13 protein-coding genes are annotated in these 13956 nt (G+C 41.7%); 7 read left to right on the plus strand and 6 right to left on the minus strand.

Features of this window, described 5'->3' with window-relative positions:
- Positions 1–80: 80 nt before the first annotated feature.
- Together GSY63_RS07445 and GSY63_RS07450 are read left to right on the plus strand one after the other, a co-directional pair.
- Positions 81–872 (plus strand): succinate dehydrogenase/fumarate reductase iron-sulfur subunit, encoded by a 792-nt coding sequence (locus GSY63_RS07445; protein WP_166585169.1) that lies wholly within the window; start codon positions 81–83, stop codon positions 870–872.
- A gap of 311 nt (positions 873–1183) precedes the next feature.
- Positions 1184–1933 (plus strand): hypothetical protein, encoded by a 750-nt coding sequence (locus tag GSY63_RS07450; RefSeq protein WP_166585170.1) that lies wholly within the window; start codon positions 1184–1186, stop codon positions 1931–1933.
- Between the two features lie 76 nt (positions 1934–2009).
- Here the strand turns inward: GSY63_RS07450 and GSY63_RS07455 are convergent, their stop codons facing one another.
- From GSY63_RS07455 to GSY63_RS07475, 5 genes are all read right to left on the minus strand, one after another.
- Positions 2010–4568, minus strand: a complete 2559-nt coding sequence (locus GSY63_RS07455; protein ID WP_166585171.1) for an outer membrane beta-barrel family protein — start codon at positions 4566–4568, stop codon at positions 2010–2012.
- Between the two features lie 188 nt (positions 4569–4756).
- Complete coding sequence (locus GSY63_RS07460; protein WP_166585172.1) at positions 4757–5563, minus strand: helix-turn-helix domain-containing protein; 807 nt, start codon at positions 5561–5563, stop codon at positions 4757–4759.
- A gap of 56 nt (positions 5564–5619) precedes the next feature.
- Positions 5620–6432 carry an oxidoreductase gene (locus GSY63_RS07465; protein WP_166585173.1) on the minus strand — a complete coding sequence of 271 codons (813 nt, stop codon included), beginning with the start codon at positions 6430–6432 and terminating at the stop codon, positions 5620–5622.
- 164 nt (positions 6433–6596) lie between these two features.
- Positions 6597–7082: a TlpA family protein disulfide reductase gene (locus GSY63_RS07470; RefSeq protein WP_166585174.1), complete on the minus strand. Its 486-nt coding sequence runs from the start codon at positions 7080–7082 to the stop codon at positions 6597–6599.
- 55 nt (positions 7083–7137) lie between these two features.
- Positions 7138–8151: a Gfo/Idh/MocA family oxidoreductase gene (locus tag GSY63_RS07475; protein WP_166585175.1), complete on the minus strand. Its 1014-nt coding sequence runs from the start codon at positions 8149–8151 to the stop codon at positions 7138–7140.
- A 277-nt stretch (positions 8152–8428) separates the two neighbouring features.
- On the opposite strand from GSY63_RS07475, the gene gcvH reads away from it, so the two are divergent.
- From gcvH to feoB, 4 genes are all read left to right on the plus strand, one after another.
- Complete coding sequence (gene gcvH / locus GSY63_RS07480) at positions 8429–8809, plus strand: glycine cleavage system protein GcvH (protein WP_166585176.1); 381 nt, start codon at positions 8429–8431, stop codon at positions 8807–8809.
- The gene (locus GSY63_RS07485; RefSeq protein WP_166585177.1) at positions 8809–9198 is read left to right on the plus strand and encodes a VanZ family protein; all 390 of its coding nucleotides are present in this window, start codon (positions 8809–8811) and stop codon (positions 9196–9198) included. Before gcvH ends, GSY63_RS07485 begins: the two co-directional genes overlap by 1 nt.
- A 265-nt stretch (positions 9199–9463) precedes the next feature.
- On the plus strand, positions 9464–9679 hold the full coding sequence (locus GSY63_RS07490) for a FeoA family protein (protein ID WP_166585178.1): 216 nt from the start codon (positions 9464–9466) through the stop codon (positions 9677–9679).
- A 7-nt stretch (positions 9680–9686) separates the two neighbouring features.
- Positions 9687–11801 (plus strand): ferrous iron transport protein B, encoded by a 2115-nt coding sequence (gene feoB / locus GSY63_RS07495; RefSeq protein WP_166585179.1) that lies wholly within the window; start codon positions 9687–9689, stop codon positions 11799–11801.
- Positions 11802–11816: 15 nt separating this feature from the next.
- On the opposite strand, the gene GSY63_RS07500 is transcribed toward feoB, so the two are convergent.
- On the minus strand, positions 11817–12953 hold the full coding sequence (locus tag GSY63_RS07500; protein WP_166585180.1) for a DUF3800 domain-containing protein: 1137 nt from the start codon (positions 12951–12953) through the stop codon (positions 11817–11819).
- A 189-nt stretch (positions 12954–13142) separates the two neighbouring features.
- Between GSY63_RS07500 and GSY63_RS07505 the strand changes: the two genes are divergently transcribed.
- Positions 13143–13724: a SprT-like domain-containing protein gene (locus tag GSY63_RS07505; RefSeq protein WP_166585181.1), complete on the plus strand. Its 582-nt coding sequence runs from the start codon at positions 13143–13145 to the stop codon at positions 13722–13724.
- The last annotated feature ends 232 nt before the right edge of the window (positions 13725–13956 follow it).

Here is a 13956-nt window from a genome sequence, read left to right on the forward strand (position 1 = left end):
TATCAGGATCTGATCAACTTGCAAAGCCGATTACTAACATACTTGATACTTGCTACTTGATACTGAAAATCTATTAAAAGATGGATAACGCACATATGAATCTGACGCTTAAAGTATGGCGTCAAAAAGATGCAAAAACTGCTGGTAAGTTCGAAACTTACAAAGCCGAAAATATTTCGCCAGACATGTCATTCCTTGAAATGCTTGACGTGGTTAACGAAAGCCTTACCAAAACCGGTGCCGAGCCGATCCACTTTGATCACGATTGCCGCGAAGGTATTTGCGGTATGTGTTCATTGTACATCAACGGCCACCCACACGGCCCTAAACGCGCTATTACAACCTGCCAGTTGCACATGCGTAGCTTTACCGATGGCGAAACCATTACCATTGAGCCTTGGCGCGCTGCACCATTCCCGGTGATGAAGGATTTAGCGGTAGATCGCTCTGCTTTCGACCGTATCCAACAAGCTGGTGGTTACATCTCTATCAACACTGGTGGTGTGCCCGATGCTAATGCTATTCCAATCCCTAAGGTGGTTGCAGATGAAGCTTTCAACTCTGCTACCTGTATTGGTTGTGGTGCTTGCGTAGCAGCTTGTAAAAATGCTTCGGCTATGCTATTCGTATCTGCTAAGATCACTCAGCTTGGTTTGTTGCCTCAAGGTCAACCAGAGCGTTACCGTCGTGTACAAACTATGGTAGCCCAAATGGACGAAGAAGGTTTTGGTAACTGTACCAACACCGGTGCCTGCGAAGCAGAATGCCCTAAGGAGATTTCACTTATGAATATCTCTACCATGAATAATGACTTCTTAAGCGCTAAATTATTCCGTCAGGAAGAAGTGCATGAAGTACAGCACGAAGGATAATAAGCAATAGCTTTATGAATATAAAAAAGGCGGCTCTTGGATAAAGAGCCGCCTTTTTTAATGCACGCTCTTATCTCCACCGTTATGCCGAACTTGTTTCGGCACCCCATATGATGGGTATCAAATATTCAAGATCGTTAACTATCACATAACAGACTTGCCCTGGGGATGCCGAAACAAGTTCGGCACGACGGGTTAATCAATCGAGCGAGAATACGACTTGGCGAATTAAAATTTATCTTCACTCCAATTTCCTCTGACAGGCAACCTTCTATTGTAACATACTCGTTATATAACTACAACAAAGTATAATGATTATGAAACTAAATCACTTTAACACAGCTTTTACATTATTTATTGCCGGCGCTTTACTAGCCTCTTGCAAAAAAGATAATAACAATGCAACGCCATCGGGCAAGGCACAATTATCATTTACAGTAAAGGCCGATAATCCGGTTGCAATGCTCGGAGCAATATCTGGCAGTAGCGCTTTTACTAATAGCGTAAGCACCAATGCAAGTACATCCAGCGTTACGTGGACATCTGGTGTAGCCAATGTAAGCAGCTTTAAACTCGAGGCGAAGAAGAATAATACAGAAACAGAAATAACCTCTCAAAATCTAACCAATATCGACCTGTTTGCTATTACCCCAGCAGCGGTTAGCGTTGTATTAGAGAATGGCACGTATACCGAAATAGAGGTTAAGGCCAATATCAGTAAATCATCCAACAGTATTCCTTTAGTGCTAAAGGGTAATTTTACCTCGGCTGGCGGCGCGGTTATACCAATTGAATTGGATTTTAATGAAGATGCCACCATCAAAGCCGAAACCCATGATGCAGTAATTGTAGATGGTACTAACGATTTTACCAACGCAATAAGCGTGCATTTAAGTAAGCTCCTTAATAATGTAACCAGTGCCGAGCTTGATGCAGCTACCCGCACCAGCAGAACTATTTTAATCAGCGGTTCTGTTAATACGGGGATTTATAATAAGATCAAGGCTAATTTCCCATCTTCAACAGGCAGTAATGGTTTGGAGAAACACGGAAAAAATTAATATTAATTAAAACGCTCCCAAACAAAAAGCCCTCAGACTTTCGTCGAGGGCTTTTTTATGTTGCGAAGAACTTACATTACATTTTGATCTGACCACCGGGTTGGCCACCTCTTGGTGAACCACCTGGGGCACCGCCACCGTTGTTACCACCGCCCTGGGGCACATCATCAGGGTTATTGTCCTGATCTGGCTGTTGTTGGTCTTGTTTGCGTTGCTGGCGTTGCTTGCCTGCAGGCGTACTGGCACCAAAACGGTAAGCCAGAGTAAACAATACTATACGAGTTGCAAAGCGGCGTTCAGAATATTGGGTTAATGCACCACCATCGCTCACTACTTCAGATTTAAACTTACGGGTGTTAAAGATATCGCGGGCGTTAGCGCTAAAGTTTAATGTTTTGGTGATATCATATTTTAAGCCACCGTCCATACCATACATTGCTTTCATTTTACCTTGTGCAATAACCTGTGGACCTTGGTAGTCGCCACGCAGCTGGATGCCAAATTTAGAGAAAGGCTTAATGTTAGCGGTTAAGTTACCATTCCAGGCATAACCAGAGGTCGACTGTACATTCAGTTCAGGGTCGCCTTGTATGTTGCGGTAATAAATGTTTACGTTACCTGTTAGGTCAACCTTGGTACCGGCGTTTACTTTAGCTATTAACTCGTAACCGGCGTTAGATGCACTATTCAGATTCTCAAACTTGGTTAAGGTAATGGTGCTGCTGTTATTATACAGGGTGCGTATCTGCTGGATGTTATCGTTTGTTAAACGGTAATATAATGACGAAGTCAGCGTCAAACCTTTCCAATAGTTGATATAACTCAATTCAAAAGCATGGGTATCTTCCGGCTTCAAGTCAGGGTTACCTTGTTGGTAGTTCTGGCGGTCGCTCCTGTCTAAGAACGGCGAAATTTGCCTGTCGCGCGGGCGACTTACACGGCGGCTATAGCTTAACTGTAAAGTTTGATTTTCGGTCAATTTATCGGTTAAGAACAAACTTGGGTAAACTCTAAAGTAATCTTGTTTATGCTGCTCTGTAACACCTGCACTCGTAGTGTTAGTAGTGATGTGTGCATCCTCTAAACGCAAACCACCTTGTATGCCAAACTTGCCAAACTGTTGTTGATAGTTGGTATACACCGCATGCACCTGCTCATTATAAACAAAGTGGTTACTCAGTGTATCGGCAAATACGTAGGCGTTGGTGAAGTTATTCAGTGTATCTACTAAGTAGTTGTTATCGTTTTTATTAAAAGTACTGCGATAGCCCATCTCTAAGCGATTGTTATGGCTCATTGGCAACACATAGTCAGCCTGCAAGTTTAAGTTGTGCTGGCGACCGATAGTTAAGTTATTTTGCAATAGCGAGTAGGTAGAATCCAAGCCGTTATTGTTGAAATTATAAGCCGTATTCAGATTATCGGTATTGTTATTCTTACTTGTAGAGTAACCAATGTTAGCCGTTAACTCTTGTTGTGGCTTTTTATATTTATGGCTAAAGTCGAGGTTAAAGTCGAGGTTGTTGCCATTGCCGTTGCTTTGGTTATCACGAGTTTGCAGTTGATTTAATCCACCGCCAACAATGGTAGTATTACCCGTTTGGAAACGATCCATGTTACGGATGTTGATGTTGTTCGAGAAGCTCAACACTGTTTTGCGGTCCAGGTTAAAGTCGATACCACTGCGGATGTTGTTAGAGCGGATCTGGAATTCCTGATCGTTAACCTGGTTTTGCAAGATGCTACGGCCAAGGCTATCATGCGTAAGGGTTTGGCTTAAGCCGTTACCAATACGGGTACCTTTGCGGTAACTGTAATTGGTGTAAACGTTAATCAGCTTGTTTTGGTAAGTTAAGTTTAACGAACCGTTATAAGTATGCTGCGTACCCGCAGTTGCTGAAACCGAACCGTTAAAACCTACCTGTGCATTTCTCTTTAAAACAATGTTGATAATACCCGACTGGCCTTCCGCATCGTATTTAGAGGATGGGTTAGTAATTACCTCTATGTTTTCGATAGAACTGGCTGGGATAGATTGCAAAATATCGCTTAGGTTAGCTCCCGTTAAAGCTGAAGGTTTACCATTGATCAATACCCGTACACTGCTTGAGCCTCGCAAGTTAATATTACCGTCAACATCCACCTGTACCGATGGTACGTTGCTCAACAGGTCGGTTGCAGAACCACCCTGACTTACTAAGCTTTGGTCAACACTAAATACTTTTTTATCCGTGCTTAATTGTATCTGGCTGCGTTGTGCCGTTACGGTAACTTCTTTCAACACACCTTTAGAGGCACGCATTTTCACAGCACCCAGATTTACGGTGTTGCCTTTTATATTTAAACTATCTTTTGTAAAAGAAATATAACCTACAAACGTGGCTCTGAACAGGTAGTAACCATCCGGAATGCCGCTTAGTTTAAAGTTACCTTGCAAGTCGGTTTGCATACTTTTAACCGGTTGGTTGTCCGACTTACGCACAACGGCAACCGTAGCAAAGTCGAGTATTTTTCCCGTAGCGGCATCAACCAATTTTCCGGATACGGTGCCACCTCCCGTCTGCGCCCGGGTATTAAAGGCTACAAACAGTAAGCAGGCTGTTATAAATAATTTAGATAGTACTTTAGAATTCATGCTGCAAAAATCAACGTTTTTAGCATCCATAAACTATAAAGCGTGTAACTTTGTTGATATTACTGCGGGGTATTATGGTAATATTTCTATTACTTTTGGGGGATATATATGCTGTTTAAACAATGTATAGGCATTGTTATAAGTAAAACGATAAATAATATCTAAATAATATACGCCGGGCTTACAATCTATATCAACGACGGCGATACGCCAAAAGCCTTTTTAAAAGCGAACGAAAAATGTGAGAGGTTTTCGAAACCAACATCAAGATAAGCCGCAGAGGGCTTGATGCCTTTTTCTTTAATGAGATAGTATGCTTCATTCAAGCGCTTTTCTTGTAACCATTGCCCAGGCGAAGTATTAAAGATTTTCCCAAAGTCGCGCTTAAATGCAGCAAGGCTTCGCCCGGTAAGTTTGGCAAAGTTATCTACAGGTACATTGTACATGTAGTTCTGATTCATAAATGCTTCGAGGTTTATTTTGTGAGGTTCGGCAAAATCAAAAAGCAGCTCTTTTAGCGATGGTTCTATTTTAAGTACCAGCTCTAAAGCTTCTTTAGTTTTTAATTCAATCATTGTATTACTAAGCCTGCCGGGTTGATCGAAGTACGGTAGTAAAGATTCGAAATATCCTTTTATAAACGGGTCATCGGGCAATACCCGGTATTTCTCGCCAAGGTAAGGCCCGGCTGCATGGATGTTGTTCTCCATACTATATCTCCGCAAAATATCCTGACCAAAGAATATATTAATGGCTTTAAACTCGCCACCGGGCGGGGGCATTTTAACCGTCTTTAATAATTGATTCCGCTTGATCAAACCGATGGTGCCTTCTTTAACATTGCCCATGCCATCGGCAGTGGTGCATTGCACTTCACCTGCTATCACATAACCCAGTGAGTGTTCGGCAACAAATTGTTCGTTTCCACGCTGTGCAGCATCAACACACGAGTAAAGCAGGTTATTAAGCAGTATATGATCGTTATCCTGTACCATTTATTTCTTCTCAAACTATCAACTCGTTCAACAACATAAACTTAATCAACTTATTACTACTTCAACTGGCTCATAAAAAGTTTATCCATCATCCGGTCTGGTAATATTTTTCTTAAAAACAATAACGGCTTAGCTGCAAAACCACCACTATACCTGGTTTTGGGGCTTTTAGCTTCGATAGCTTTCTTTACCAGCTTGGTAATTACATCAGGTTCAGCCACGCGGTGACCCTGGGTTTTAGATATTTTGGCAAGCTTTTCGGCCATTTTACGATAAGCTCCATTTCCCGAAATTTTTACAAGGTTATCCATAGCGATATCACTCCATTCAGACTTCACCCCACCTGGTTCTATTACCACTACATCAATGCCGAAAGGTTTAACCTCATTTCGCACAGCATCACTCAACGCTTCTAAAGCAAATTTGCTGGCATGATACCAACCGCCCATAGGCATGGCAAACTTGCCCCCGATAGATGATATATTGATGATGCGGCCATAATTATGTTCCCGCATGTATGGAATTACTAACTGCATTAAACGCGCCGCGCCAAATACGTTAACATCCAGTTGATATTTGGCATCGGCAATAGGTACATCCTCAACAGCTCCGTACGACCCGAAACCTGCATTGTTAATCAGCACATCTATTCTTCCTTCTGCTTTAATAATATCTGCAATGCCTTGCACCATTGAGGCGTCTTCGGTTACATCCATTTTGAGAAGTTTTACACCCATCGAGTCAAGATCCTGCATCTTATCCATTCTGCGCGCTGCACCGTAAACTGTATGGCCATCGTTCAGTAATTCGCGGGCAAAATCTTTACCCATACCCGAGGACGCACCCGTTATTAATATTACCTTTTTCATTATTCGTTTTAATTTGTTGGCTCAAAGATCAGGTTTATCCGATGGGGAAGGTTTGTTGACAAGCTCAACTTTACTTTGGTGTAAAGCTCATAAAAAAGGCCGGTATCAAGTAAATGATATCGGCCTTTGGTTCCATCTTGTCAGGAAAGGACAATGAGGATTTTTTAAACTTTTTTAGCGGTAGCGATCAGTTCATCCACAGCAGGTGCTTTTTCATAAGCTTTATATAGCTTGCCATGCTTATCGAAGATTGCGATATACGGCGTGGTTTTTATCTCGAAGTGTTGCTGCATTTCGTAAGTATAACCCTCGGTACCTACCGTGATGTTAGGATAGGCAGAGAGGCCAAAGCTTTTATAAAAGTCTTTGATCATTCTATACTGCACAAAAGAGATCATCACAATCTGCACATTGCTCAACTCTTTCAATTTAGGCTTTAGTTCGTACATCAAATGCTGGCAATGGCTGCAATCTGGCGAAAAATAAATGATCATTACCGGCTTGTCTTTTTTCAGCTTCGCGGTGGTAACGTTCACGCTATCGGTGTTCAGGATGTGGTACATCGGCAGGTTTTCGATGTTTTTGTTTTGTGCCTGTATACAGCCCGTTATTGCAACTAGGGCAAAAAGAGATAGAAATAATTGTTTCATTATTGTTAGGGGTTTATGGGGCAATGCCCTTCTCAGTTTTGTTTGATCTGTCATATCAGGCTTCCAGCATTTCTATTTGCCAGGCAATGTGTTCTTCGCTTACAGGGAATAACGCATTATGCCTTACAGTATGATACACAGCATCAAATATATCATTATAATTGGCTTTCGCCGAAGGTATCATAAACGTTTCTTTCTGATTATCAGCACCCATAATTACCAACTTACCCTCACTGCCAGGAGCCTCTACGCCGTAAGCAGGGTCGGTTGGCAGCATCTCAGCAATCAGCTGTGCTTCCTGCACATCGGTACGGCCTTTAATAAAGCTACCTATAGTGCCATTCACTACGGACGACTCTAAACGCTCGGCCACCAATAAGCTACCTGTAAGGAAAACATTCAAGCCATTTGGATAGGCTAACCTGAAATGGAAATAATCATTCACCTGTGAGTTTGGGCGATGAATGCCTGTTACCTTATCATAACTCAATGGTTTGCCAAACAAAACAAAGGCCTGATCTAACATGTGCGGACCGAGATCGTACATTAAGCCATTGGCCGGATAGCCGCTGCTCTCTTTAAATACCTTAGGGCCAATACCCAGGCGGTAACGATCATAGCGGAAATGCACTTCTACCAATTCGCCCAAACGGCCGCTTTCTATTACTTCTTTAACCGAAAGAAACTCGCTGTCGTAACGACGGTTTTGGTAGATCATCAGTTTTTTGCCGGTTTCTTTGCTAATATCAAACAGGCGTTTCACTTCTTCGGATGTTGCTGCTGCGGGTTTCTCCAGCAATACGTGCTTGCCTGCTTCCATCGCCTCTTTGGCTAGCTGATAGTGGGTATAGCTTGGGGTGTTAATTACCACCAGTTCTATCTCTTTATCGTTTAATAACTCATAAGTATGGTTGTAACTAATGAGGTTGGGGTAACGTTCGGAGGCCTTCTTTTCGTGTCGCTCTACAATTGCCTTAAACTTAAAATGCGGATTAGTACTCAAAAACGGCGCGTGAAACAGTTTTCCCGACATCCCGTAGGCCAACAACCCGGTTACAATAGCATCCATATTTAATTTGTTAATTTGTTGATTCGATAATTTGTCAATGACGCGCCTTGATTTGTTGATTCGATAATTTGCTAATGGTCTCGCGTTCCCGACAAATTAACGAGAATATTTCCAAGCCGCTTAATAATTGTCAAATTAACTAGTCGCCGAATTGACTATTTATATAACCCTTAAATCGGCTAATTGTCACGTTGCCGAATCGACAAATTGGCTAATTAACAAATTGACAAATTATCTTCAAAAAGTTTTTATTTTTGGGCTCATTTAATCAATTGATATGGAATTTCCTGCCGAATTAAAATACACCAAAGACCACGAATGGATCCGTGTTGAAGGTAACCAGGCTTACATTGGTATCACCGAGTTTGCACAGCGCGAATTAGGCGACATCGTTTACATCGACATCCCGTCTGTGGGCACCGAAGTTGGTAAAGATGACGTTTTTGGTACTGTTGAAGCAGTAAAAACTGTATCAGACCTATTTATGCCGGTTACTGGTACTGTAGAAGAAATTAACTCTTTATTAGAGAGCCAACCAGAACTGGTAAATACAGACCCTTACGGCGATGGCTGGATGGTGAAAATCACCCTGCAAAATGCCGACGACGTTAACACCCTGCTTTCTGCAGAAGATTACCAATCTGTTATAGGCGCTTAATGCTGCAAAAACTCAAATATCAGCGGTTCACAATTTTGTGGTCGGCTTTTATATTGGTAATGTGCAATATCTCATTAGGCAAGGTCGGCGAATCACATTTGTTTTTCGCCGGCTTTGATAAATTAGTGCATTGCGGCTTCTTCTTTTTGTTTGTGGTATTGGCCGCCAACGGTGTTATCAGCCGTTATAAAAGGATATCAACTGCCGCAATTTTTCTACTTGGTTTTCTTGGCGTTCTTTTCGGGGCATTGATAGAAGTTTTGCAATTATACGTGTTCACCTGGCGCGATGGCAATTGGCCCGATCTTTTTGCCGATGCAGTTGGTGTTGGCATGGCCACATTTAGCATCCTGGTTTTAAACTCAGCATTCAAATATGCAAAAGCATAAAATATTTTTAGCGATACTGGTACTAATCTCTGTTACAGCATCCTCATGCGGGCTATTCCACAAAAGCTGTAACTGTCCGCACTTTAGCAAGGTTACACCCTTTGTTAAATCTAAGGCTTCCGTACCTGCGTAAATTATTAGCGGCCCATCCCGATTAGTTTTGTGATGAAGAAGTAATTTTTTGGAAACGAACAGAAATGCCGGGTACTAATTTGGATTTAATTTAAATAAGGGATACATTTGTCGCATTATCAAATAAAAAAAGATGAAGCTTTCGCAACTTAAAGTAGGTGGTAAAGGGATTGTAAAGGAGTTTACAGACCTAGAAATGTCGATTAAGTTGATGGAAATGGGCTGTTTACCTGGCGAAGAGATAAGTGTTGAAAGAGTTGCCCCCCTTGGCGACCCAATTGCTATCAATGTATCCGGATATCAGTTAAGTTTACGTAAACGCGAAGCTTCAACTATCATATTACTGTAGTTGGAAGTTGAAAGCAGATATTAGAGTTGCACTTGTAGGAAATCCCAACACCGGTAAATCAACACTTTTCAATGCTTTAACCGGTTTAAATCAAAAAATCGGAAATTTTCCGGGGGTTACGGTAGATAAAAAAACGGGCTACAGCGAGCTGCCCGATGGCCGTAATGCCGAGATAATAGATCTTCCCGGCACGTATAGCCTCTACCCCAAAAGCCGCGACGAATCCATTGTATTTTCTGTATTAGCTGATCGAAAAAGCACCCATACGCCCGATTTAGTGGTGGTAATTTTGGATGCGTCCAACCTTAAGCGGAACCTTTTACTTTATACGCAGGTTGCCGACCTGAAAATCCCTGTAATAGTTGCCCTCAACATGATGGACCTTGCCAAAAGCAACGGTATTTCCATTGATATTGATGCATTCGCAAAAAAATTGGGTGTACACGTAGTACCAATCTGCGCACGCAAGCTAGAGGGCATAGATAAGCTGAAACAGGCTATTTCTTACGCCAACAAATTGGCGCTGCAACAAAATACCATTGATGTAGAAGCTATAGCCCCACAGCTGATTGCACAGATAGGCGAAGAAATGCAGGTAGAGAATCCCTATTTTGCTTTGCAGTTGGCTCATCAGCACGAGCACCTTTCTTTCCTTTCTATTCCTGAAAGTGACCGGATAGAGGAGCTGGAGCAAGTACACGCTTTTCACTCGCAAAAAGCGCAGGCTACCGAAACCATAGCCCGCTATAATTATATTAACGATCTGCTTTACGACACCGTGCATAAAGCGGAAAGCGCCGGAGGCGAAACCTGGAGCAACCGGATTGATAAAGTATTAACCCACCGGGTATTTGGCTTTATTATCTTCTTTGCTATCCTGATGTTCATTTTCCAGGCTATTTTTGCCTGGTCGGCCTACCCGATGGACCTGATCTCGAACCTGTTTGTTTGGGTAGAGCAACTGGTGCATGATTATATGCCTGCTGGCCCGCTCACTAACTTACTGTCAGACGGCGTATTGGCTGGATTAAGTGGTGTAATGGTATTTATCCCTCAAATTGCCATTCTGTTTGCCTTTATTTCCATTTTAGAAGATACCGGCTATATGGCCCGCGTTACCTTTATGATGGATAAACTGATGCGTAAGGTTGGCCTTAACGGAAAATCAGTAGTACCGCTCATAGGTGGCTTTGCCTGTGCTGTGCCATCTATTATGAGTACCCGCACCATCGAGAACTGGAAAGATCGCATGATTACCATTATGGTTACGCCGCTGGTTACTTGTTCAGCACGTTTACCTATCTATACGCTATTAATCGCCCTGGTGGTGCCCAATAAAAACGTGTGGTGGATATTTAACATGCAGGGCCTGGCTTTAACTGCCATGTATGTTTTAAGCCTGGTATCGGCTGTGGTGGTAGCCTTTGTAATGAAGTTTATACTTAAAGGCCGCGAGCGCGGTTACTTTATTATGGAGTTGCCTGTTTACCGCATGCCACGCTGGAACAACGTGTTGCTTACCATGTACGATCGTTCTAAAGCCTTCGTGGTGCAAGCCGGTAAGGTTATTATTGCTGTATCGGTAATTTTATGGGTACTGGCATCATACGGACCCGGTAACCGTTTCGAACGTATCGAACAAAAATATAGTCAGCCCCAATACACTAAAACTGTTCCCGAAGCCGATCTTAAACGTATGGTTGCTTCCGAAAAATTGGAGAACTCGTACGCCGGTGTTTTAGGCCATGTTATGGAGCCCGCTATTAAGCCCTTAGGCTTCGACTGGAAGATAGGTATAGCGCTCATTACATCTTTCGCTGCACGCGAAGTATTTGTGGGCACAATGGCCACTATTTACAGCGTAGATGGCGATGCAGATAATATTCAATCTGTACAACAGAAAATGGGCAATGCTAAAAATCCGCAAACAGGGCAGCCTGTATTTACCTTCGCGGTGGCATTTTCGCTCATGATGTTTTATGCCTTTGCCATGCAATGCGCAAGTACCGTGGCAACCGTATATCGCGAAACCAAAGACTGGCGCTGGCCGGCCGCCCAGTTTGCTTATATGACGGTGCTGGCTTATACCATTAGTTTTATTACTTATCAATTGCTGAAGTAAACTTTACACGGCTATCTATTGTGAGTTGGCAGTAAGGTTAAATACTGTTGAATTATCCGCGTTACTATTATTTTTATCAATTTTCTTTAGATCAAACTTAATTGCGTTTAGTAAAAATTCCGCAAATTCATCTTTAGCCCCAGTACCATCTGGGGTATTTAATTTCCTATTTATCGAACCTGTAAATAAATCAACTACTTGAATGTACAAGTTTTTAGCTGAAGAAACTGCGATGAAATCGCCCACGTACAGACCTTCTATTTTTTGGCTATTTATGCGTTCCTTAATATTTTCTATTTTTAGTTGATCGCTTCCGGATTCATCTTCATCAATCCATGCCTGCAACAATCTCGGCAATGGCCCTCTTCCACTTTCATTTTCATCATTTACACCCTTAATTAGTAAATGATTGGTAAGATGAAGAATAGCTGAATTAACATCAGATAGTCCTTTATTTTTAAGAACTATTATCTTGAAACTAACTTCCGGAAACAAGGCTAAAAATTTGATGAAAAATTCCTTATAAATATTAACTCTATTAGACTTAATATCTTTAAAATGAAATTCATAATTTAAATTCTGATCTTTAACCCATTTTGTTAATTGATAACGTGCTTCTTCCTTAAAACGTTTCAACACCCACATTGAGCCTACAGAAAGAAATTCTTGAGTTTTTCCGGTTTCATCAATATAAACCGAATAGGTGGCAAGTCCTTTAGGTTTATCAGAAATAGCATCTTGTCGATTTTTCTCTTCCAAAACTCCTCTATACTTCCTAACTTTTTCATCAGCCTGAAACATCTTATATTCATTTTGAATTTTCGCCCGTATTCGCGAAAGAGAACTTAGCTTAGTCAGTTTAAATAAGTTTTCTTTTGTAATATCAGTTCCATTAAAGTTATCCGATTCGAAATTTCCCCAATATGCCCAAGCCAGTTCTATATCAGAGTTCCGGGCATCTATTGAATTGTTTAAAATTGATGCAACCTTGTCTTTAATATTTTCAATGTTACCGCTGGCTATATTATTGCTTAGCACCTTCTTCTCTTCTTCGATTCTTTGCAACTTGGCTAATTGCTTTTCATTTAATTCGTCTTGATGTGAATTCTCGTCGAAACTGTTTAATTCTTCATTTAAGTTTGGAGTTTCCATTTTATTAAGGTTAGGTTTATTATTGATAATCAATTACATAAATATATACATAAGATACTTTCTTTAGATAAAATCGCTCCAAACTTTAACCGAGAGTAAATTAAATTAAGACTATAGCAGGCTGATTTTCTTTTCTTTATCTTTGTATAGAGGTCCCCGTTGGAGAAAGTAAAAGTTTTAGAAAGATACATGCCACCTGCTGCAGCCCCGCTGATAGGCCGTTGGATTGATTATTTTAAGTGCGAGTTTAAGATCTCTCGCAACCGCAATACCAAATTTGGCGATTACCGCCCGCCTCATGCAGGCAAAGGCCATCGTATATCGGTTAACTATGATCTTAATCCCTACGCATTCCTGGTGACTACCGTACACGAGTTTGCACACCTGCATACCTGGAACGAGCACAAGCATAAAGCCAAACCACATGGTACTGAATGGAAGCAGAACTTTAAACGGATGATGCAACCATTTTTCGATCAGCAGGTATTCCCGGCCGATGTACAGAAGGCTATTACTAATTATTTAAATAATCCGGCCGCATCCAGCTGTTCGGATTTAAATCTGTACCGCTCCCTCCGCCAGTACGACGCTCCAAAAGAGGATATGCTGACCGTAGAGAAACTCCCGGCCAATGCTGTTTTCAAAATTAAAGACGGCCGCGTTTTTCGCAAGGGCGAGCAGCTACGCAAGCGTTTTAAATGCGTTGAAGTGAGCACGAAAAGGGTTTATTTATTTAGTCCCGTTGCGGAGGTGGAAGTGTTAGAAGCTTGATTTAGAATTTTCGCTATTGCAAGTGATAGCGTGGACAATCGACCGAAGGGCGCTCATTAATACCGATGAAAAAAACACGTCATTAATAATCTCGTCACGTACAGAGGCTTCCATTTCGTACAATCTATTTTTCATTAGGAAGGGTAGAGTGATTTTTGATTCGTCAGTGGATGTACTTTTTCTTTTCTCTCAAAAGAAAAAGTACCAAAAAGAAAAGTCGCAGCCGGGCTCT

Source organism: Mucilaginibacter agri, from assembly GCF_009928685.1.
Classification (GTDB): domain Bacteria; phylum Bacteroidota; class Bacteroidia; order Sphingobacteriales; family Sphingobacteriaceae; genus Mucilaginibacter; species Mucilaginibacter agri.